Source organism: Parafrigoribacterium soli (assembly GCF_040227235.1).
Taxonomy (GTDB): domain Bacteria; phylum Actinomycetota; class Actinomycetes; order Actinomycetales; family Microbacteriaceae; genus Parafrigoribacterium_A; species Parafrigoribacterium_A soli.
Map to the genome: position 1 here is coordinate 826,376 of NZ_JBELNZ010000001.1, position 20,254 is coordinate 846,629.

Below are 20,254 nucleotides of genomic sequence, written 5' to 3' on the forward strand. Positions count from 1 at the left end.
ATGAGCCTGGCAACACCGCTGCTCGGGAGCTCCGAGCGAGTCGACGAGGTGTCAGACCGACTGACCGAGTTCTTTCGCCAGAAAGAGCTGGAAGCATCCGGATACGGCACCCAGTACAGAGAACTGTGGTCAGCCATGCGACGATCGGTCGACGGTGGCAAACGCTTCCGGCCCGCACTCGTGGTCTGTGCCTATCACTCGCTCGGTGGTCACCGCGACGACGAGGCCGTGGTCGTCGCCACCGCCTTCGAACTCCTGCATTCCGCGTTCCTGCTTCACGACGACGTGATCGACGGAGACGTCGTGCGGCGGGGGCAGCCCAACGTCATGGGCACCCTGGCCTCCCGGGCGCTCGACAGCGGACTCGGCGCCCACGCGGCCACCCGGTGGGGCGAGGCCGCGGCGATCCTCGCCGGTGACCTGCTCATCCATTCGGCGCAGGCCCTCGTGGCGCGGCTCGATCTCGCCCACGATGTTCGCATCGCGCTGCTCGACCTGCTCGAGGAATGCATGTACGTCACCGCCGCCGGTGAGCTGGCGGATGTCGCGTTCAGCACGGGTGCCGAGACGCCCGTGCTGTCCCAGGTGATCTCGATGGCGCAGTGGAAGACGGCCCATTACTCGTTCCAGGCACCGCTCCAGGCGGGCGCGGTGCTCGCGGGAGCCGGAGCCGAGACGCTCGAAGCGCTGGGCGAATTCGGGAGAAACGTGGGAATCGCCTTCCAGCTTCGCGACGACGTGCTCGGCGTCTTCGGTGCCGCGGAACTGACCGGCAAGAGCACGACGAGCGACATCCGTGAGGGCAAGGCGACGCCGATGATGTGTTACGCCCTGCAGCGCAGCGAGTCCAGCGAGTTGAGCGAGCTGCTCGAACGCGGTGACGTGAGCGAGAAGGATGCGGCGCGGGTGCGCGAGATTCTCGAGGCGGTGGGTGCGCGTTCCTTCATCGAACAGCTCATCGATGACCACAGTCGTGCGGCGCTCGTCGCGCTCGACACTCCCGCCGTCCCCGAGGCGCTGCGGGAACGGCTCGTCGAGGTGGTCGCCAAGGCGCGCGAGCGATCGTCGTGAAAATGCGCGATTCGAGCCGGTCAGAGCTGTCGCTGTACTCGCGCGCGGCGCACAAGAGTTCGGCCACGATCATCCACGAGTACTCCACCTCCTTCGGTGCCGCCAGCGGGCTGTTGCATCGATCAATGCGGCCCGCGATCGAGAACATCTACGGTCTCGTGCGCATCGCGGACGAGGTCGTGGATGGCGCCGCCGCGCAGGCGGGGCTCGGCACTTCCGCGCAGCTCGCGCTGCTCGACAAACTGGAACGCGAGACGAATGCCGCCATCGCCACCGGATACAGCACCAACGTCATCGTGCACTCCTTCGCCGAGACGGCCCGCGCCGTGGGGATCGGAGGTGCGCTGACCGCACCCTTCTTCGCGTCGATGCGGCGCGATCTCGATCCGGCGCCGTTCACGGAAGAGCAGGTGCGGGAGTACATCTATGGCTCCGCCGAGGTCGTCGGACTCATGTGCCTGCGGGTGTTCCTCCACGACGCCGACTGTTCGCTCCAGCAGCGCACCCAGCTCGAACACGGCGCCCAGCGACTCGGGGCCGCGTTCCAGAAGATCAACTTTGTTCGGGACCTGAGCGTCGATTGGGAGCGCTTGCACCGCAACTACTTTCCCGCGCTCGACCCCACGACACTCACCGAGGCCGAGAAACTGACGCTGCTCGATGACATCTACGACGATCTCGAGGCCGCCGGCCGCGTCATTCCCCAGTTGCCCGCAGGCTGCCGCACCGCGGTCGCCGCGGCGCACGGGCTGTTCGCAGAACTCACCGATCGCATCCGCAAGACGCCTGCCCCTGAGCTTCTCACCACCAGGGTGAGGGTGCCCGGCGTCGTGAAGCTTCGCATCGTGCTCGCCGCGCGTGCGCACCACCGCGTGGAGACCTCGTGAGCGCCGCGGCCAAGAGGCGCAAGGCCGTCGTGATCGGCGGCGGGATCGCCGGGCTCGCGACCTCGGCACTCCTCGCCCGAGAGGGCTACGACACCACCATCCTCGAGGCACGGGACGACCTCGGCGGCAGGGCTGGCAGTTGGGAACACGAGGGGTTCCGCTTCGACACCGGTCCCTCCTGGTACCTCATGCCCGAGGTCTTCGACCACTTCTATCGGCTGCTCGGCACCTCCTCCGCGGAGCAGCTCAGCCTGACCCGCCTCGACCCCGGATACCGCGTGTTCTTCGAGAGGCACGCCGAGAGCGTCGACATCGTCGCGGACCGCGCCGAGAACCTGCGCACCTTCGACGCCATCGAACCGGGCGCCGGGGCCGCTCTCGACCGCTACCTCGGCTCGGCAGACGACACCTATCGCGTCGCCATCAGTCGCTTCCTCTACTCGACCTTCGCCTCGTTCGGTCCGCTGCTGCGGCGCGACGTCCTCGGCCGGATGGGCACGCTCACGCGCTTGCTCCTGCGCCCGCTCGATCGCTTCGTCGCCGGCTTCGTTCGCGACGGCCGACTCAGGCAGATCCTCGGGTACCCCGCGGTCTTCCTCGGCTCCTCGCCCTCGATGACGCCGAGCATGTACCACCTCATGAGCCACCTCGATCTCGAGGACGGCGTGTTTTATCCGGATGGCGGCTTCGCGGCGGTCATCGAGAGCATTGCCCGGCTGGCAGACGGCGAGGGCGTCACGACGCTCACCGGAGCCACGGCCACCCGGATCACCACCTCGACCGCGGGCCGCCCACGCGTCACCGGGGTGGACTACACCGACTCGGCCGGTCAGAAGCAGCACATCGCGGCACCGCTCGTCGTCTCGGCGGCGGATCTGCACCACACCGAGACGAGGCTGCTGCCCGCGGAGCTGCGCAGCTATCCGCAGCAGTGGTGGGACAAGCGCACCGCGGGACCCGGCGCGATTCTCGTCTTCCTCGGGGTGCGCGGCGCCCTGCCACAACTGAGCCACCACAGCCTCTTCTTCACGGAGGACTGGGCAGAGAACTTCGGCCGGATCTTCGGCGACTCCCCCTCGGTGCCGAGCCCCGCATCCATCTACGTTTGTCGGCCGAGCGCCACGGACTCCGCGGTCGCGCCGGCCGGGCACGAGAACCTGTTCGTGCTCGTTCCCGTGCCCGCCGACCCGGGCATCGGGCGCGGCGGCATCGACGGCGCGGGCGATCGCTCCGTGGAGCGAGTCGCAGACGAGGTCATCCGGCAGATCAGCAGTTGGGCGAAGATTCCCGACCTCGCCGAGCGCATCGTGCTGCGTCGCACTATGGGACCGGCCGACTTCGAGCACGACCTCAACTCCTGGAAGGGCAGCGCGCTCGGCCCGGCACACACGCTTCGGCAGAGCGCGTTCCTGCGCGGCAAAAACGCCTCGGCCAAGGTCGATGGCCTGCTCTACGCCGGGGGAACAACCGTGCCGGGGATCGGGTTGCCGATGTGCCTGATCAGCGCGGAACTCGTGATCAAGCGCCTCCGCGGCGACGTCAGCACGAGCGCGCTGGCGGAGCCGCTATGAGCGTCATCTACCTCGCGTCCCTTACCGTGGTCATCGGCTGCATGGCGCTCATCGACCACCGGTACCGGCTCTTCTTCTGGCGGGACGCGCGGCGCGCGAGCATCGTTCTCGTCATCGGCACGGCGTTCTTCCTGGCCTGGGATCTCTTCGGCATCGGCCTCGGCTTCTTCTTCCGCGGCGAGAACGCGATCATGACCGGCATTCTGCTCGCGCCGGAGCTGCCGCTCGAGGAGCCCTTCTTCCTCGCGTTCCTCTGCTACCTCACCATGGTGCTCATCACCGGAGTCGAGCGAGTGCTCTCGCACCGCGCGGAGGGCCGCCGATGAACTACGCCGTGCTCAGCATCATCTTCCTCGCGGGCGCCGCGGTCGTGCTCGTCCTCGCCCTCGCACTGCAACCCCACCGGCGAGCGCTCCTGCGCCGATGGTGGCTGCCGGTCGCGGTCTCCGGAGTCGTCGTACTCGTGCTCACCGCGGTCTTCGACAACGTCATGATCAGCGCTGGGCTCGTCGCCTACGATCCGCGGGTCAACTCCGGCCTCGCCATCGGATCGGCACCGCTCGAGGACTTTACCTACCCCCTGGCCGGACTCATGCTCCTGCCCGCGCTCTGGTTGCTGCTCAGAAAGCAAGACGCGGATGCCCGCCCCTGAGCGTCGGAGAGTAATCCGCTCGCTGTTCGTGGCTTCGCGCCCGATCAGTTGGATCAACACCGCATTCCCCTTTGCTGCTGCCTACTACCTCTCGACCGGGCGCATCGATGCGCCGCTGATCATCGGCACCGTGTTCTTTCTGATTCCGTACAACCTCGCGATGTATGGAATCAACGACGTGTTCGACTACGAGTCAGACCTCGCCAACCCTCGCAAGGGCGGCATGGAGGGCGCGGTACTCGACCGCGGCATCCACCGAACCACGGTCGCCACCGCGATCATCCTGAGTCTGCCGTTCGTCGTCGCGCTGGTTTTTTTCGGTGGACCGCTCTCGTGGCTTGTGCTCGCGATCAGCCTCTTCGCCGTTGCCGCTTACTCTGTTCCTGGCCTGAGACTCAAAGAGAAACCGTTTCTGGATTCGATCACCTCAAGTACCCATTTTGTGAGCCCGGCGGTCTACGGTTTTGCACTCGCAGGGGCAGTGTTCTCGCAGTCGATCGTGGCTATTCTCGCGGCGTTCTTCCTGTGGGGCATGGCGAGCCATGCCTTCGGTGCGGTGCAGGATGTGCTGCCAGACCGCGAGGGCGGCATCCACTCAGTGGCCACCGTCATGGGTGCCAAGTGGACGGTGCGCTTTGCGATCGCGCTCTGGGCCGCGGCAGGGCTGTTCATGCTGCTCACCGCCTGGCCTGGCCCCCTCGCAGCGCTGTTCGCCCTGCCGTATATTGCTGCCGCACTGCCGTTCCGCTCTGTCTCAGACGAGGCATCGGAATCGGCGAACCGCGGCTGGAAGCGATTCCTCTGGATCAACTACACCGTGGGCTTCCTCGTCACAATGCTGCTCATTATTTCTTCGCTGGAAAGGCACTGACCGATGTCACTTGAACCCCGTCGCCGCGACTGGACTCCGCGCCGCTGGCTGCGCATCCTGCTTCCCACGGTGCTGCTTCTCGTGTGGTTCGCTGCCGCGAGCTTCGGCGGTCCCACCTTCGGCAAGCTCTCCTCGGTCTCCAGCAACGATCAGGCAGCGTTCCTGCCGGCGAGCGCCGAATCGACCAAGGTCAACGAGCTGCAGCAGAAGTTCACCGACTCGAAAGAGATCCCCGCGATCGTCTTGCTCGTCTCTGACAACACGCTCTCTCGCGGCGATCTGGCCGATGCAGCAACCCTGGCCAAGAAGCTCGGCGAGGTGAAGGGAGTGCAGGCCCCCACGGCACCCGCGACCATTTCAGTCGCCGGACCTATCCCGTCCAAGGATGGCAAGGCCGTCGAGTACATCGTGCCGATCAGCGATTCCAACAACGTCAAGTCCGTCGTCGCGGATCTCCGAACCGCAGCGGATGCCGGCGCCCCGGCATCCACCAAGGCCTACGTGACCGGACCGGCCGGGCTCACCGCCGACCTGGTGAACGCTTTCGGCGGAATCGACGGAATCCTGCTGCTCGTCGCCGGCGGCGCCGTGTTCCTCATTCTGCTGCTCGTGTATCGCTCTGTCGTGCTGCCATTCCTCGTGCTACTGACCTCGGTCTTCGCGCTCACCGCGGCGATCCTCATCGTGTATGCCTTCGCCAGCTGGGGCTGGATCAAGCTGAGCGGCCAGAGTCAGGGCATCCTCTCGATTCTGGTCATTGGAGCGGCGACCGACTACTCGTTGCTGCTCGTGGCACGATTCCGTGAGTCGCTGCACCACGTTGAATCCAAGTGGGCGGCAATGGGCAGGGCCTGGCGCGCCGCAATCGAGCCGATTGCAGCATCCGGTGCGACCGTCATCATCGCGCTGCTATGCCTTCTGTTCTCCGACCTCAACTCGAACAAGAGCCTCGGCCCGATAGCTGCGATCGGCATCGTGTTCGCCCTGCTCGCAACGCTGACGCTGTTGCCGATGTTCTTGGTGCTTTTCGGTCGCACCGCTTTCTGGCCGTTCCGGCCCAAGCTGGAAACCGAAGAGACCCATGCCCACCACCTGGCCGACGACCACATCAAGGGACTCGAAGGTATTCAGGGACTGTGGCACCGCGTCGGTCGACTCATCGCTCGACGCCCCAGAGCCACCTGGGTCGTGACGCTGGTCGTGCTCGCGGCCAGCGGACTCGGGTTACTGCAGTTGCAGGCCAGCGGGGTTCCCCAGACCGATGTGATCCTCTCGCAGTCCCAAGCCGTGGACGGACAGAAGGTCGCAGCGAAGCACTTCCCCAGCGGGGCGGGTAGTCCGGTCGTCATCGTGACCAAACAGTCCAAGGCCGATGCGATGCTCGACGCGGTCTCCGGCACGGAGGGCATCAGCTCAGCGAGCCTGTACATCGGCAACGTCAGGCCTGGCCCGACCGCTGAGCCCGTGGTGAAGAACGGCAAGGTGATCATCAACGCCGTGCTCACGTCTGAGGCGGACTCTGCCAAGGCCGAGAACGTCGTGAAGAAGCTGCGCACCGAACTTCCGGCGACCGATTCGAGCGTGCTTGTTGGTGGAGTGACGGCCATCGCGTTCGACACCAACACCACCGCTCAGAGTGACCTGGTGAAGATCATCCCGATCGTGCTCATCGTGATTCTGCTCATCCTGATGCTGCTGCTGCGGTCGATCCTTGCTCCGGTGCTGTTGATCCTCAGCGTCGTCGTCTCCTACGCCGCCGCGCTCGGGGTTTCCGCACTCGTGTTCAATCACCTTTTCGGCTTTCCCGGGGCGGATGCCGCGGTGCCACTGTTCGGGTTCGTGTTCCTCGTGGCACTCGGCGTTGACTACAACATCTTCCTCATGACACGGGTGCGCGAAGAATCGCTGCATCTCGGGACCAGACCCGGCATCCTGCGCGGACTCGGCATGACGGGCAGCGTGATCACGTCTGCCGGGGTGGTGCTGGCGGCGACTTTTGCGGCTCTCGGCGTCATCCCGATTCTGTTCCTCGCACAGCTCGCCTTCATCGTCGCATTTGGTGTTCTGGTCGACACCGTGATTGTGAGGTCGCTGCTCGTGCCGGCGCTCTCGTACGACATCGGTAAGGCCATCTGGTGGCCGTCGAAGCTATGGAGAGAAGGGCAAAAATAATGACGAGCACCGCACGCAGCGCGGATAGCAACCGCGCAGACACGATCAGGCAGTGGGTTGTCGCCGTCACCGCGGTCGCGGCCATTGTGGGATCGTTCATCGGTTCGGGAGCACTCGGCGGCACGCCCATCGCGGAGGCAGCAGGCGGTGCGCTGAGCGCAACCGCCACGCGCATTGCACCCGGAGTTCCCGCCTTTTCGATCTGGAGCGTGATCTACCTCGGGCTCGTGGCGTACACGATCTGGCAGCTTCTTCCGGCGCACAAGCACGATGCACGCCAGCGTCGCCTCGGGTACCCGATTGCGGCATCGCTCGTGCTGAACGCCGCCTGGATCCTGAGCGTGCAGGCAGGTCTTCTCGCCGTCAGCGTCATCGTGATCGCCGTGCTCGTGGCCGTGCTCGCCTACACATTCAGGCTCTGCATCGTCACTCGCCCCTCGAGCACGATTGAGGCCGTTGTGGTGGACGGCACGGTCGGGCTCTACCTCGACTGGGTGTGCGTCGCCACGGCTGCAAACATCACGGCAGCACTGAAAGCTGCGGGCTTTACGGGCTGGGGAATCGACGCGGATGTCTGGGCCGTCATCATCATCGCCGTCGCCGGACTCATCGGCGTAGGCCTGGCCATAGCCGGGCGTGGACGTCTCTCTCCCGCGGCCTCGCTCTGCTGGGGCTTGGCCTGGGTGGCGGTGGCGCGACTCACGGGCAGCCCACACTCCGTTCCTGCCGCAGTCGCGGCGATCGTGGCCGTTACGGTGGTGCTCATCATCACCGTGGCCCTCCGGATTCGCGAAAACGTCGTGGCGAGCGCATGACCAGTGCACGCCGCCGCTGGGCTGGCCTCGTCTTCATCAGCATTGCGGTGGCACTGATCATCGTCGACTCGACGATCGTCAACGTCGCCATCCCGTCGATTGTCGACGACCTCGGCATCACCTCGACCCAGGTGCAGTGGGTGCAAGAGAGCTACACGCTCGTCTTCGCCGCGCTGCTGCTCGTGTTCGGCACGCTCGCCGACCGTTACGGGCGTCGCCGACTGCTGATCACCGGAGTGACGATCTTCGCGGTTTCGTCCGTGCTAGCGGCACTCTCACCTTCCGGAGACCTGCTCATCGCCTCCCGCGTGCTGCAGGGAGTCGGTGGCGCGATGGTGCTGCCCACGACCCTCTCGCTCATCAACGCGACGTTCCGCGGCAAGGAGCGCGGCATCGCGTTCGCCATTTGGGGTTCGACGATCGGCGGAATGGTCGCTGTCGGTCCGCTGCTCGGCGGTTGGCTCACCACCTACTTCTCCTGGCGCTGGGCCTTCGGCATCAATGTGCCGCTCGCGGTGATCATCATCATCGGTGCGCTGATCTGCGTGGCCGAGTCCAAGGATGCCGCGGACGCCAGGCGCATTGACTACTTCGGTGCGGTTCTCTCGGTGCTGACCAGCGCATCCCTCGTCTTCGGCCTCATCGAGGGACGAAGTTACGGGTGGTGGCTCACCGACACCGCGCACATCCCCACGTTCGGCGACTGGACGTGGACCTTCCCGCTCTCCCCCATTCCGTTCGCCTTCGCGCTCACCCTCCTGTCCGGATTCGGTTTCGTCTGGTGGGGCATCCGTCGACAGCGAGAAGGCAAGACCACGCTGCTCGCGTTCTCCCTGTTCAGAATTGCGTCCTTCCGCAACGGCAACATCGCCGCGATGATCGTCTCGCTTGGAGAGTTCGGCATCATCCTCTCGCTGCCGCTCTGGCTGCAGAACGTCATCGGCTATGACGCGCTGCAGACCGGATTCGTGCTGCTGGCACTCGCACTCGGCTCGTTCGTGGCCAGCGGGATTTCTGGTGCATTCGGGCAGAAGGTGACACCGGTCACGATCGTGCGGGCGGGCATCCTGGCCGAAATCATCGGAGTCACCGGGCTCGGCTTCATGATCAGCGCCGACGCGAGCTGGCTCAGCATCGTGCCGTTCCTGTTCGTCTACGGCATCGGTGTTGGCCTCGCCACGGCGCAACTCACCGGCGTCGTGCTCAAAGACGTGCCGCTCGACAAGAGCGGTCAGGGCTCCGGCACCGCGAGCACCGCTCGGCAGATCGGTTCAGCGCTCGGCATCGCCATCCTCGGAACGATCCTGTTCACCTCGGTTGGGTCCAGCCTCAACGCGAAGCTTATGGATGCTGCGCCGATGCTGCCGCAGACCGCGCGCAGCCAGATCGTGGATGCCGTGGTCGTGAGCGCTGGCGGTGCCATCCCCGGTCTGGAGAAGAAAGACAAACAAATCGGGGCGGCAGCGGCCGAAGCCTTCAGCGAGGGAACCCGATACTCCGCGTTCGCCGCGGCCGGCTTCCTCGTGCTCGGCTTCCTCGCCACGCTGCGACTCTCGGGCGGCACTGCGGAGGCTGAGACCGAGCAGGCGGCGAATCGCGAGCGCGAGCCAGAACCGGAACCATCGGAAACTGCATGACGGCCCCCACTCAGCACGAGCGACGCCGCACGCCGCGGCGAGCGTGGCGCGTCACGCGCCTAGTGCTCATCATCCTCGCGGCGCTCCTCGTCATCGTCATCGTGGGCTTTCTGATCTGGGCAAACACCGGCGTCATGCAGGCAGAAAAGGCGTCACTCGAGAAGGTCCGGAGCAATCCGGCCGTCTCGATCACGGAACGTGATAACGCCGTCGTCCTGGCCCCGACCGGTAGGTCTTCCGGTGTCGGCCTGGTCTTCATTCCGGGCGCCAAAGTCGCCGCGGACGCCTACCTCTACAAGCTGTCTGGCGCGGTTGCGCAGGACGGCCTCACGGTCGTCATCACCAAGCCGATCCTGAACCTCGCGTTCTTCGACCAGCGCCCACTCAGCGACTTTACGAGTGACGCTCGCGGCATCAGCACCTGGTACGTCGGCGGCCACTCGCTCGGCGGCGTTCGTGCGTGCCAGTACGCGGATCAGCCGAAGGTGACAGGGCTGATCCTGTTCGGAAGCTACTGCGCCAACGACCTGTCGTCGACGAAGCTCGCGGTTCTCAGTATCGGTGGCAGTAATGACGGGCTAAGCACGCCGAGCAAGATCAAGGATGCCGCAGGCCTGCTGCCCGCCGACGCCACGTTCGTGCAGATCGAGGGATCCAACCACGCCCGCTTCGGTGACTACGGCGTGCAGGCCGGCGACGGTGTTGCGACCATCAGTAGCGCCAAGGCGCGCCGCGTGATCACCGAAGGCGTCACCCGGTTTCTGCCCCAACGCGAGGAGTGACGCAAGCCGTGTCCCGCGCGACGAGCTATCCGTATTGAGCTTGCGTCCGTTCTCGCTCGTACGCAACCCCTTGCCAGGCGCACCTAGTGCGCTTTAGCTAGAAGGATGACCCTAGCGGCAGTGCTCTTCGACATTGATGGAACTCTCGTGGACTCCAACTTCCTTCACGTGGACGCGTGGTCTCGAGCCTTCGACGGCATCGCGCGACCCGTCGCCGCGTGGCGCATTCACCGCAGCATCGGGATGGATAGCGACAAGCTTCTGGACGCTCTCATTCCCGACGCGTCTGACAACGACCGTGAACGCGCGTCCGAGTTGCACTCGACGCACTACGGGCGAAACCGGAGTCGCCTTCGCCCTTTCGCGCGCACACGAGAACTTCTTGGGGTGCTTGCAGAGCGCGGCGTAAAAGTCGTCCTCGCGACGTCTGCACCCGAAGACGAACTGGAATCGCTTCGGGCGACGCTTCGCATCGAGAACGCGATCGACGTCGTGACTTCTTCAGGTGATGTCGGTACCGCGAAGCCCGCGCCCGACATTGTCGAAGTCGCACTCGCGCGAGCGGGCACCTCGGCGGCGGACGCTGTTATGGTCGGCGACACAGTGTGGGATGTTGAGGCCGCCAAGCGTGCGGGGGTCGCGTGCGTTGGCGTTCGAAGCGGCGGTGTATCGGAAGCGGAGCTCCGAGCGGCGGGAGCCGTCGCCGTCTATGACGACGTCGCCCACCTTGTGGACAACCTCGAGAGCAGTCCCCTCGCAGGATGACATGAGCCAGACACTCGTACGTTCTGCCGTGAGCGTGTGCCAGAACGCTCGTTCGCTAGGGGTGGCGCAACCCATGACCCGCGAGCACTGCGCGGTATCCCTCGCGAAAGCTCGGGTAGGCGAACTCGAAACCCGTTCCTCGCAGCAGTGCATTGCTGCAGCGTTTGGTGAGAGCACTCGCTGTGTCATCATCCATCGGCGGATGCTCTCGCCCCATTTCGGTGGCAAGAAAACTCAGCACCTCGCCGAGCTCGACGGGTTCGTTGTCTGAGCCCAGATACAGCGCCTCGGGACTCTGCACGCGGGTCGTGAGATAAACGATCGCCTCTGCAGCATCGTCTCGATGGACGCGGTTGGTGACGTTCTCAACGCTGGGGATTCGCGCTGTTCCGCTCTTCACCTGATCGATGAGTCTGGTGCGGCCGGGGCCGTAGATGCCGCTCAGCCGCAGCACGATCGCGTCGGGCCGCCGCGAGTGCAGCAGCTCCTCCGTCTCGAGCAGCACCCGTGCGGTCGCGGTAGCGGGGCTGGCTGGCGTGGCTTCATCAACCAGGCCGTCCTGATCGCCGTACACCGCCGTGGACGACACGTAGAGTACCCGATCGGCGCGGATGCCGTCGCGATCGAGCGCGTCGAGTACCTTGCCCGCCGCATCCAGGTAGGCCGCGCGGTAGCCTGCTTCGGAGCGCTCGCCGGCCGCCGTCGCGATCACGACGATTCTGGTGTCAGCCGCAATAGTGGGCAGTGTCGCGGTGAGGTCGACCGCCACCCCCTCGATTGCGGCGGGAAGATGCTGCGGGTTTCGACGCCAGCCCACCACCCGGTGTCCAGCCGCGACGAAGCGGAGGCCTGCCTCGGTACCCAGGTCGCCGCAGCCAGCTATCAGAACGGTCATCGCGTTGTCAGAGCAGGCCGAGAGCCGTGACCGCGTCGCGCTCCTCGATCAGCTCGGCAACTGACGCATCGATCCGCGCGCGAGAGAATTCGTTGACCTCGAGCCCGGGCACGATCTGCCACTGGCCGTTCACGGAGGTCACCGGGAACGAGCTGACGAGCCCCTCTGGCACACCGTAGGAGCCATCGCTCGGCAGCGCCGCGGAGGTCCAGTCCCCTTCCGCCGTGCCGTGCACCCAGTCGCGCACGTGATCGATCGCGGCACTGGCAGCGGATGCCGCAGACGATGATCCGCGCGCCTCGATGATCGCGGCACCGCGCTTCGCCACCGTGGGAATGAAGTGCTCTTCGACCCAGCTCTGGGCAACATCCACCGGCTTCCCGTCGACCAGCGCGTGCGACAGGTCGGGGTATTGCGTGGCGGAGTGGTTTCCCCAAATCGTCAGCCGCGTGAGGTCGGAGACCGGAGCACCGAGCTTGTGGGCGAGTTGGCTGAGCGCGCGGTTGTGATCGAGACGAGTCATCGCCGTGAACCGCGAGGCAGGTACATCCGGAGCATGCGAAGCCGCGATCAGCGCGTTCGTGTTTGCGGGGTTTCCCACTACGAGAACGCGGATGTCGTCGGCAGCTCCGGCATTAATGGCGCGTCCCTGGGGCGCGAAGATTCCGCCGTTCGCGGCGAGCAGGTCACCGCGCTCCATACCTGCGGTGCGCGGACGGGAACCCACGAGCAGCGCGACATTCGCGCCCTCGAACGCGGCATCCGCATCATCGAAGACGTCGACGCCCTGCAGCAGTGGGAACGCGCCGTCGTCGAGCTCCATCGCCACACCCTCGGCCGCCGTGACTGCCTGCGGGATCTCGAGCAACCGCAGCGACACGGGAGTATCGGCGCCGAGCATGGCGCCCGAGGCGATGCGAAACAGGAGCGCGTACCCAATCTGACCGGCCGCGCCGGTGACAGTAACCTTCACGCTCTCGACCCTACGCCGTCAGTCCCCACGCCGAACGTGCCCGTTGGCGCCGACGGTGCCCGCAGGAACGGGCACGCTCGGCGCCAACGGGCACGCTGGGCGGAACGCGACTAGGCCAGGCGCGCTGCTAGGTTCTTGTCGAGCGTGTCGAGGAACTCCTCGGTGGTCTGCCACTTCTGCTCGGGGCCGACGAGCAGCGCGAGGTCCTTGGTCATCGCGCCCGACTCGACGGAGGTGACCACGACATCCTCGAGCGTCGCGGCGAACTCGGCGAGCGCCTCGTTGCCGTCGAGCTTGGCCCGGTGGGCGAGACCACGGGTCCAGGCGTAGATCGACGCGATCGGGTTGGTGGAGGTGGGCTTGCCTGCCTGGTGCTGGCGGTAGTGGCGCGTGACCGTACCGTGCGCGGCCTCCGCCTCGACAACGCTGCCATCCGGAACGGAGAGCACCGAGGTCATGAGGCCGAGCGAGCCGAAGCCCTGTGCAACGGTGTCGGACTGCACGTCGCCGTCGTAGTTCTTGCAGGCCCAGACGTAGCCGCCCTCCCACTTCATGGCGGAGGCCACCATGTCGTCGATGAGGCGGTGCTCGTAGGTGAGGCCGGCGGCGTCGAAGCGCTCCTTGAACTCGGTGTCGAAGATCTCCTGGAAGATGTCCTTGAAGCGACCGTCGTAGGCCTTGAGGATCGTGTTCTTCGTCGACAGGTACACGGGATACTTGCGGCTCAGGCCGTAGTTGAGCGAGGCGCGAGCGAAGTCGCGGATCGACGCATCCTGGTTGTACTGCACCTGCGCGATGCCGTCATCCGGTGCGTCGTAGACGTCGAGCTTGATCGGCTCCGAGCCGTCATCCGGCGTGAACTGCACGGTGAGCTTGCCAGCACCCTTGAAGACGAAGTCGGTGGCCTTGTACTGGTCGCCGAAGGCGTGGCGACCGATGATGATCGGCTTGTTCCAGCCGGGAACGAGGCGCGGGATGTTGGAGATGATGATCGGTTCGCGGAAGATGACGCCGCCGAGGATGTTGCGGATGGTGCCGTTCGGAGACTTCCACATCTTCTTCAGGCCGAACTCTGCGACGCGCGCCTCGTCGGGCGTGATGGTGGCGCACTTGACGCCGACACCGTGCTTCTGGATGGCGTGAGCCGCGTCGATGGTGACCTGGTCGTCGGTCTCGTCACGGTGCTCGATGCCGAGGTCGTAGTACTCGAGGTTGATGTCGAGATACGGGTGGATCAGGGTGTCCTTGATCTTCTGCCAGATGATGCGGGTCATCTCGTCGCCATCGAGTTCGACGACGGTTCCCTCTACCTTGATCTTCGCCACGGGACTGTTCCTCTCGTTATGCCTTCGCTGAGGCGCCTCCACGCCTCCGCTGGGGCCGACGTCAATCTTACAAGAAGCGCCAAAGTATCTTGACATCAAGATAAATTGCCGTCCTGGGTGAATACCGCTATGCCCAGATCGGTGGAGGGGGTTAGCCTGTCTCCATGGGCGACTTGAGACTCGAAGAACTGTCGGCGAAAAATATCGTTGAGGCGAACGCCCTGTCTCTGAAGCCCGGCCAGGAACATTTCATCGAACCCGTCTCCTACGCCATGGCCGGCCCATTCCTCGATCCGGGCAACAACTGGTCACGCGTCGTGGTCGACGCAGAAGACACCGTCGTCGCCTTCATCATGGCCAATTTCGACCCGGATGCACACGAGGAAGAGTTCCGCAGCTGCATCTGGCGCATGAACGTCGCCGCGAACACGCAGGGCAAGGGCGTTGGCCGCTTTGCCGTGCTCGCCGCGGCCACGGAAGCGAAGAAGCGCGGCTTCGATCGGCTCACCGTCATCTGGGAACCGGGCGAAGACGGCCCGGAGGAGTTCTTCCTTCGCGTGGGCTTCGCCGTGGTCGAAGAGACCCGATACGGCGAGAAGATCGGCGCCATCCAGCTTCCCTGAACACTCCCATGAGCGCGCCCACGGTCACCCAGCCGCCCGACGACTTCGTCTCGCGCGTACTCGAGGTCGTCGAGTCGATTCCGGATGGCCGGGTCATGGCCTACGGAGACGTCGCGGCCGCGATCGGCTCGCGCGCGCCTCGCGCGGTGGGCCAGGTGATGGCGCGCTACGGCGACGGCGTGCCGTGGTGGCGCGTGGTGCGCTCGAGCGGACATCCGCCGCTGTGCCACGAGAATCGGGCGCGGGAACACTATGAGGCCGAGGGCACGCCGCTGCTGGTGCCGGCATCCGGCGACTATCGCGTGAACCTGCGACTCGCGCGCTGGTGGCCCTAAACCGCTCGCTGCTCGGCCGCTCGTTGCTCAGCCGGCGTAGGCACCGGTCGAGAGACCCTCGACCCCGGCGTCGCAGCTGAAGACTGCGCCGGCTTCCGGCTCGGCGTCGGCCGCGATACCCTCGCGCGAGGTCGTGATGTACAGCGTCTTCAGATCGTCGCCGCCGAACGCACACGCGGTGACGTTACTGACGGGCAGCTGCACCACCTGGTCGAGGCGGCCGCTGCTGTCGTAGCGGTGCACAGCGGATGCCCGCGCGATCGCGACCCAGACTCCGCCGTCGACATCGAGGGCGATGCCGTCCGGGTAGCCGGCATCCTCGGGAACCTCGGCGAAGACAGACCGGGCGACGAAGCCGCGATCGGGGTCGTATTCGAGGCGGTCGACCCGATTCGTCGGAGTGTCGACGTAGTAGGCGAAGTCGCCCGACGCCGCGAACTGCAGCCCGTTCGAGATCGTGACGGGTGAGAGCGCCACGGTCACGCTGTGGTCAAGTTCGAGACGGTAGACCTTGCCCCCGCCCTCTGCCGCGTCGTAGCGCATCGTGCCGCAGTACAGGCGGCCCTGGGGGTCGCAGCCGCCCTCGTTGAAGCGCACGGCGGGATCGTTGAGCACGCTCACGAGCGGTTCGACCTCGCCGGAGTCGTGCAGGATCGCAAAGTCGTGTTCACGAGCGACGATCGCGCCGCCCGCCGTGCGCGGCCTGATCATCGCGGCGATCGTGCCCACGTGCTGCCGCCGCACTGCGCCGTCCGCAGCGAGGGTGAGCACGTCGCCGGCGAGCATGTCGACCCAGCGCAGGCCGCCCCAGCTCGCACTCCACGACGGACCCTCCCCGTGAAAGGCCAGCGGATCGGTCAGTTGCACCGCCTTCACCACTGCTCGGCCTCCTCGGCTGGATCCATCGAACCGCTCGGCCGACTCTGGAACGTTACACGAGGGATTCGCGCCAGGCGGCGTGCAACTTCGAGAATCGCCCGGTGCCCGCGATCAGGTCGTCTGGGGTGCCGTCCTCCACGATCTTTCCGTGCTCCATCACGAGCACCCGGTCGGCGATCGCGACCGTCGAGAGTCGATGCGCGATGATCACGGCCGTGCGATCGGCGAGCAGCGTCTGCAGGCCCTCCTGCACGAGTCGCTCGCTCGGGATGTCGAGCGAGGCGGTGGCCTCATCGAGGATGAGCACGACCGGGTCGGCGAGGAAGGCGCGCGCGAACGAGATCAGCTGCCTCTGGCCCGCGGAGACCCTGCCGCCGCGCTTGTTCACGTCGGTGTCATAGCCGTCGGGCAGCGACTCAATGAACTCGTGCGCGCCCACCGCCTTCGCCGCCGCCACGATCTCCTGGCTGCTCGCCTCGGGCTTGCCGAGGGCGATGTTGTCGCTGACCGTGCCCGAGAACAGGTACGCCTCCTGGGTGACCATGACGATCGCGCGCCGCAGGTCCTTCGGGTGCAGCTGGCGCAGGTCGATCCCGTCGAGGGTGACCACACCATCCGTCGGATCGTAGAACCGCGACATGAGCTTCGCGAGCGTCGACTTGCCCGCACCGGTCGAGCCGACGAGCGCGATGGTCTGCCCCGCCGGGATCGAGAGGTCGAACCGGGGCAGGATGACGCGGTCCTGCTGATAGGCGAACCGCACGTCCCGAAAGTCCACGTCTCCCTTCGCCTGCCACAGGTCGATCGGGCGAATCGGGTCGGGAACCGTGGGCTCCTCCTCGAGCACGCCCGAAATCTTCTCGAGCGCCGCCGCCGCCGACTGGTAGGAGTTGTAGAACATCGCCATCTCCTCGGCGGGCGCATAAAACGACCGCGTGTAGAGCAGGGCCGCGAGCAGCACGCCGATCGCGAGTTCACCGTTCGCCACCCGCAGGCCACCGACGAGCAGCACCACCGCGAGGGTCACGTTGCCGATCAGCACGAGCCCGGGATCGAAGACGCCGAACAGGTTGAGCACTCGTGAGTTCGCCGAGCGGTAGTCCTCGACGAGGTCGCCGAACTCCTTCTCATTGCGCTTCTCCTTGCGGAAGGCCTTCACCGCACGGATGCCCGTCATGGTCTCGACGAAGTGCACGATCACCTTCGCCGAGGTCACGCGCGTCAGCCGGAACAGCTTCTGCGAGCGCAGCTGGAACCAGCGACCGAGCACGAGCAGCGGCACGAGCGAGGCGAACAGGATGAGTCCGCTCAGGCCGTCGAGCGAGAACAGCGCGATAGCGATGAACGCCATGTACAGGCCGCCCTGCACGAGCTGGTTGATGCCGGAATCGAGCAGTTCGCGAATCGAGTCGAGGTCGCTTGTCTGCCTCGCGATGATGCGACCGGAGGTGTAGCTCTCATGGAACTCGAGGCTCAGCTTCTGGGTGTGCAGGAACATCCGCTTGCGTAGCTCGATCAGGATGGCCTGGCTGATGCGCGCGGTGAACACCGTGTACTGCGCGATGAGCACTGCGCCCAGGATGCCGGCGACGAGGTACGCCGCCACGGCGAGGCCGAGCGGCATCCAGTCCTGGCGTTTCAGCAGGGCGGGCAGGCCCGTGTCGATGCCGTAGGCGATGAGCGCGGGGCCCACGACCTGCGCGCCCGTGCTCAGCACGACCACGGCGATCGTGATCGTCACTCTCGCCCAGAGGGGTCGCAGCAGCGACCCGAGCAGCCGGAGAGAACGCTCGCGGATCTGCCTGCTTTCCGCTCTCGTGAGGTTCTCGCGCTCTTCACCCTCAACGCCGATCACACTCATAGCGATGCCTCCCTCAGTTCGCGGTCGTCTTGATCGCGCCTCTCGTCGCGCCTGTCTTCGCGTTTGCGTTCGTCTTCGAGACTCGAGATCACGAAGCGGTAGTGCTCGCTCGAGGCGAGCAGTTCACTGTGGCGACCCACGGCGGTGATGCGCCCGCCCTCGAGCAGCGCGACGCGGTCGGCCAGCATCACGGTGGATGGGCGGTGCGCCACGATGAGCGCGGTGGTCGATGCGAGCACGCGGCGCAGCGCCGCCTCGACGAGCGCCTCGGTGTCCACGTCGAGCGCTGAGAGCGGGTCGTCGAGCACGAGCACCGAGGGCTTCGCCGCGATGGCGCGGGCCAGTGCGAGTCGTTGCCGCTGGCCGCCGGAAAGGCTGAGCCCCTCTTCGCCGACCTTCGTGTCCAGCCCCTCGGGCAGCTCGTAGACGAAGCCCGCCTGCGCGATGTCGAGCGCCTCGGCGAGTTCGGCATCCGTCGACTCCGGGCGCCCGAGCAGCACGTTGTCGCGCACCGAGGCCGAGAACAGCGTGGCGTCTTCGAACGCCATGGCGAGATGGCTGCGCAACTCGCTGCGAGTCAACTCACGGATGTCGACGCCGTCGAGCGAGATCGCTCCGCCTGTGACGTCGTACAGCCGCCCGGTGAGGGCCGTGAGCGTGGACTTGCCCGATCCGGTGAGCCCGACCAGCGCCATCGTCTCCCCCGGCACGAGCTCGAGGTCCACGCCGTCGAGCAGGTCGGGATACTGGGCGGGCGAGTCTTCGTAGCGGAAGTGCACGTCGGCGAAGACGAGCCTGCCCTCGGGCTGCGCGATGGTCTTCGGATGCTCGGGATCGGTGATCGTGTTCGGCGCATCCAGCACCTCGAAGAAGCGGTCGGCCGCGGTGCGCGTGTCGACGGTCATCGACAGCAGGAATCCGATCGATTCCACGGGCCAGCGCAACACGGTCGCGGTCGCGAAGAAGGCGACGAGCTCGCCCACCGTGACCTGCCCGAGGGAGGCGAGCCACACCCCGCCGAGCAGGCAGATGGCGAAGGTCACGTCGGGCACGAGCAGCAGCCACAGCCAGATGTTGGCTATGGTGCGGGCCTTCTCGAGCTCGGTACCGCGCAGGTCCTCCGCCTGCGAGGCGAAGTTCTTGAGCGCGTACTTGCCACGACCGAAGGCCTTCAGAACCCGGATGCCGTGCACCGCCTCCTCCACAGAGGTCGCGAGGTCGCCGGCCTGGTCCTGGCTGCGCCTGGCCACGATCGAGTACCTGTTCTCGAAGAAGTAGCCGTAGATCCACAGCGGGATCGAGCAGATCATGAAGGCGACGCCGAGCATCCAGTTGATGCGCAGCAGCAGGGCGAAGCCCACGAAGATGGTGAGCACGTTGACGACGAGCAGCACGATGCCGAACGAGATCCAGCGCCGGATGAGGTTCAGGTCACTGATCGCGCGCGAGAGCAGCTGCCCGCTCGGCCAGCGGTCGTGGAAGGCGACCGGCAGATCCTGCAGCTGGTTGTAGAGGCTGTTGCGCATCCGGGACTCGACGTGGGTGCCGGGCACGAGCACGAACTGGCGGCGGAACCAGATCATCACGGCCTCGGTCACGCCGAGCGCGAGCACGACGCCCACAGGCCACCAGATCTCGCTCGCGTCCCCATTGCCGAGCGCGCCGTCGACGAGCGCGCCGAGCACCTGCGGGATCAGGAGCGCCACAATCGCGGCGAGCATCGCCGACGCCATCCCCAGGTAGATGCGCGGCATGGCCGGCTTGGCGTAGGGGTAGATGCGAAGGATCGCGGCGAAGGTGCCGATCTTCTTCTGGTCTGCAGACACGAGTGTTCCTTGCGATTGGATGGCGCCGCCGAGGTCGGCGGGCGTCGAGAAGATGAAAATGTGGGAGTCGGGTGATGGAGGGGCGATAGCGCGAGGGGCGGGCCGAACCCGCGGCAGCTACCTCTGTGCGAACGGGGGAAGGACGCCGACCGTGACAACGAACACGGTGCTCGCCTGTGCGTACGTTGTCTTGATCATGGAATCCTCCTGGGCACGTATGACATCAACTCTTGGCCACCTCGAACCTCCCTCGCGGGAAGTGAGCAGCCTTGTAGCTTACGACCGCACGCAGTCGTGGCGCAACGTGTGAGCAG

General features: G+C 65.9%; 19 protein-coding genes. 13 read left to right on the forward strand and 6 right to left on the reverse strand.

The genetic code is table 11. The features are described from left to right. The 11 genes from ABUA37_RS04040 to ABUA37_RS04090 all read left to right on the forward strand — a co-directional run bounded on the left by ABUA37_RS04040 (position 1) and on the right by ABUA37_RS04090 (position 11,223). Positions 1-1,071 (forward strand): polyprenyl synthetase family protein, encoded by a 1,071-nt coding sequence (locus ABUA37_RS04040; protein ID WP_349897827.1) that lies wholly within the window; start codon positions 1-3, stop codon positions 1,069-1,071. 2 nt (positions 1,072-1,073) lie between these two features. Beyond that, the gene (locus ABUA37_RS04045) at positions 1,074-1,958 is read left to right on the forward strand and encodes a phytoene/squalene synthase family protein (protein ID WP_349897828.1); all 885 of its coding nucleotides are present in this window, start codon (positions 1,074-1,076) and stop codon (positions 1,956-1,958) included. After that, positions 1,955-3,529, forward strand: coding sequence for a phytoene desaturase family protein (crtI, locus tag ABUA37_RS04050; protein ID WP_349897829.1), 1,575 nt, complete (start codon positions 1,955-1,957; stop codon positions 3,527-3,529). The genes ABUA37_RS04045 and crtI overlap by 4 nt, the downstream gene beginning before the upstream one ends. Further along, positions 3,526-3,855: a lycopene cyclase domain-containing protein gene (locus tag ABUA37_RS04055; RefSeq protein WP_349897830.1), complete on the forward strand. Its 330-nt coding sequence runs from the start codon at positions 3,526-3,528 to the stop codon at positions 3,853-3,855. Before crtI ends, ABUA37_RS04055 begins: the two co-directional genes overlap by 4 nt. After that, entirely contained in the window at positions 3,852-4,181 is a 330-nt protein-coding gene (locus ABUA37_RS04060; RefSeq protein WP_349897831.1) for a lycopene cyclase domain-containing protein, read from the forward strand. Before ABUA37_RS04055 ends, ABUA37_RS04060 begins: the two co-directional genes overlap by 4 nt. Next, entirely contained in the window at positions 4,168-5,052 is an 885-nt protein-coding gene (locus tag ABUA37_RS04065) for a prenyltransferase (RefSeq protein ID WP_349897832.1), read from the forward strand. Before ABUA37_RS04060 ends, ABUA37_RS04065 begins: the two co-directional genes overlap by 14 nt. Positions 5,053-5,055: 3 nt before the next feature. After that, positions 5,056-7,224 (forward strand): MMPL family transporter, encoded by a 2,169-nt coding sequence (locus ABUA37_RS04070; protein ID WP_349897833.1) that lies wholly within the window; start codon positions 5,056-5,058, stop codon positions 7,222-7,224. Next, complete coding sequence (locus tag ABUA37_RS04075; protein WP_349897834.1) at positions 7,224-8,039, forward strand: tryptophan-rich sensory protein; 816 nt, start codon at positions 7,224-7,226, stop codon at positions 8,037-8,039. The genes ABUA37_RS04070 and ABUA37_RS04075 overlap by 1 nt, the downstream gene beginning before the upstream one ends. Further along, positions 8,036-9,676, forward strand: coding sequence for an MFS transporter (locus ABUA37_RS04080; RefSeq protein ID WP_349897835.1), 1,641 nt, complete (start codon positions 8,036-8,038; stop codon positions 9,674-9,676). Before ABUA37_RS04075 ends, ABUA37_RS04080 begins: the two co-directional genes overlap by 4 nt. Then, positions 9,673-10,458 carry an alpha/beta hydrolase gene (locus tag ABUA37_RS04085; protein ID WP_349897836.1) on the forward strand — a complete coding sequence of 262 codons (786 nt, stop codon included), beginning with the start codon at positions 9,673-9,675 and terminating at the stop codon, positions 10,456-10,458. Before ABUA37_RS04080 ends, ABUA37_RS04085 begins: the two co-directional genes overlap by 4 nt. A 105-nt stretch (positions 10,459-10,563) precedes the next feature. Beyond that, positions 10,564-11,223 (forward strand): HAD family hydrolase, encoded by a 660-nt coding sequence (locus tag ABUA37_RS04090; RefSeq protein WP_349897837.1) that lies wholly within the window; start codon positions 10,564-10,566, stop codon positions 11,221-11,223. 55 nt (positions 11,224-11,278) lie between these two features. On the opposite strand, the gene ABUA37_RS04095 is transcribed toward ABUA37_RS04090, so the two are convergent. The 3 genes from ABUA37_RS04095 to ABUA37_RS04105 all read right to left on the reverse strand — a co-directional run bounded on the left by ABUA37_RS04095 (position 11,279) and on the right by ABUA37_RS04105 (position 14,416). Then, entirely contained in the window at positions 11,279-12,118 is an 840-nt protein-coding gene (locus tag ABUA37_RS04095; protein ID WP_349897838.1) for an NAD-dependent epimerase/dehydratase family protein, read from the reverse strand. A gap of 7 nt (positions 12,119-12,125) precedes the next feature. Then, positions 12,126-13,091 carry a malate dehydrogenase gene (locus ABUA37_RS04100; RefSeq protein ID WP_349897839.1) on the reverse strand — a complete coding sequence of 322 codons (966 nt, stop codon included), beginning with the start codon at positions 13,089-13,091 and terminating at the stop codon, positions 12,126-12,128. Between the two features lie 110 nt (positions 13,092-13,201). Further along, positions 13,202-14,416: an NADP-dependent isocitrate dehydrogenase gene (locus tag ABUA37_RS04105; protein WP_349897840.1), complete on the reverse strand. Its 1,215-nt coding sequence runs from the start codon at positions 14,414-14,416 to the stop codon at positions 13,202-13,204. A gap of 164 nt (positions 14,417-14,580) precedes the next feature. Here ABUA37_RS04105 and ABUA37_RS04110 point away from each other — a divergent pair, with 164 nt between their 5' ends. Beyond that, the gene (locus tag ABUA37_RS04110; RefSeq protein ID WP_349897841.1) at positions 14,581-15,039 is read left to right on the forward strand and encodes a GNAT family N-acetyltransferase; all 459 of its coding nucleotides are present in this window, start codon (positions 14,581-14,583) and stop codon (positions 15,037-15,039) included. 8 nt (positions 15,040-15,047) lie between these two features. Beyond that, positions 15,048-15,374: an MGMT family protein gene (locus tag ABUA37_RS04115; RefSeq protein WP_349897842.1), complete on the forward strand. Its 327-nt coding sequence runs from the start codon at positions 15,048-15,050 to the stop codon at positions 15,372-15,374. A gap of 27 nt (positions 15,375-15,401) precedes the next feature. Here the strand turns inward: ABUA37_RS04115 and ABUA37_RS04120 are convergent, their stop codons facing one another. From ABUA37_RS04120 to ABUA37_RS04130, 3 genes are read right to left on the reverse strand one after another with little or no spacing between them, the layout of a single operon-like run. Beyond that, positions 15,402-16,253 carry an SMP-30/gluconolactonase/LRE family protein gene (locus ABUA37_RS04120; RefSeq protein ID WP_349897843.1) on the reverse strand — a complete coding sequence of 284 codons (852 nt, stop codon included), beginning with the start codon at positions 16,251-16,253 and terminating at the stop codon, positions 15,402-15,404. 52 nt (positions 16,254-16,305) lie between these two features. Then, entirely contained in the window at positions 16,306-18,114 is a 1,809-nt protein-coding gene (locus tag ABUA37_RS04125; RefSeq protein ID WP_349897844.1) for an ABC transporter ATP-binding protein, read from the reverse strand. Continuing rightward, positions 18,111-19,868 carry an ABC transporter ATP-binding protein gene (locus ABUA37_RS04130; protein ID WP_349897887.1) on the reverse strand — a complete coding sequence of 586 codons (1,758 nt, stop codon included), beginning with the start codon at positions 19,866-19,868 and terminating at the stop codon, positions 18,111-18,113. Before ABUA37_RS04130 ends, ABUA37_RS04125 begins: the two co-directional genes overlap by 4 nt. Positions 19,869-20,254: the final 386 nt, after the last annotated feature.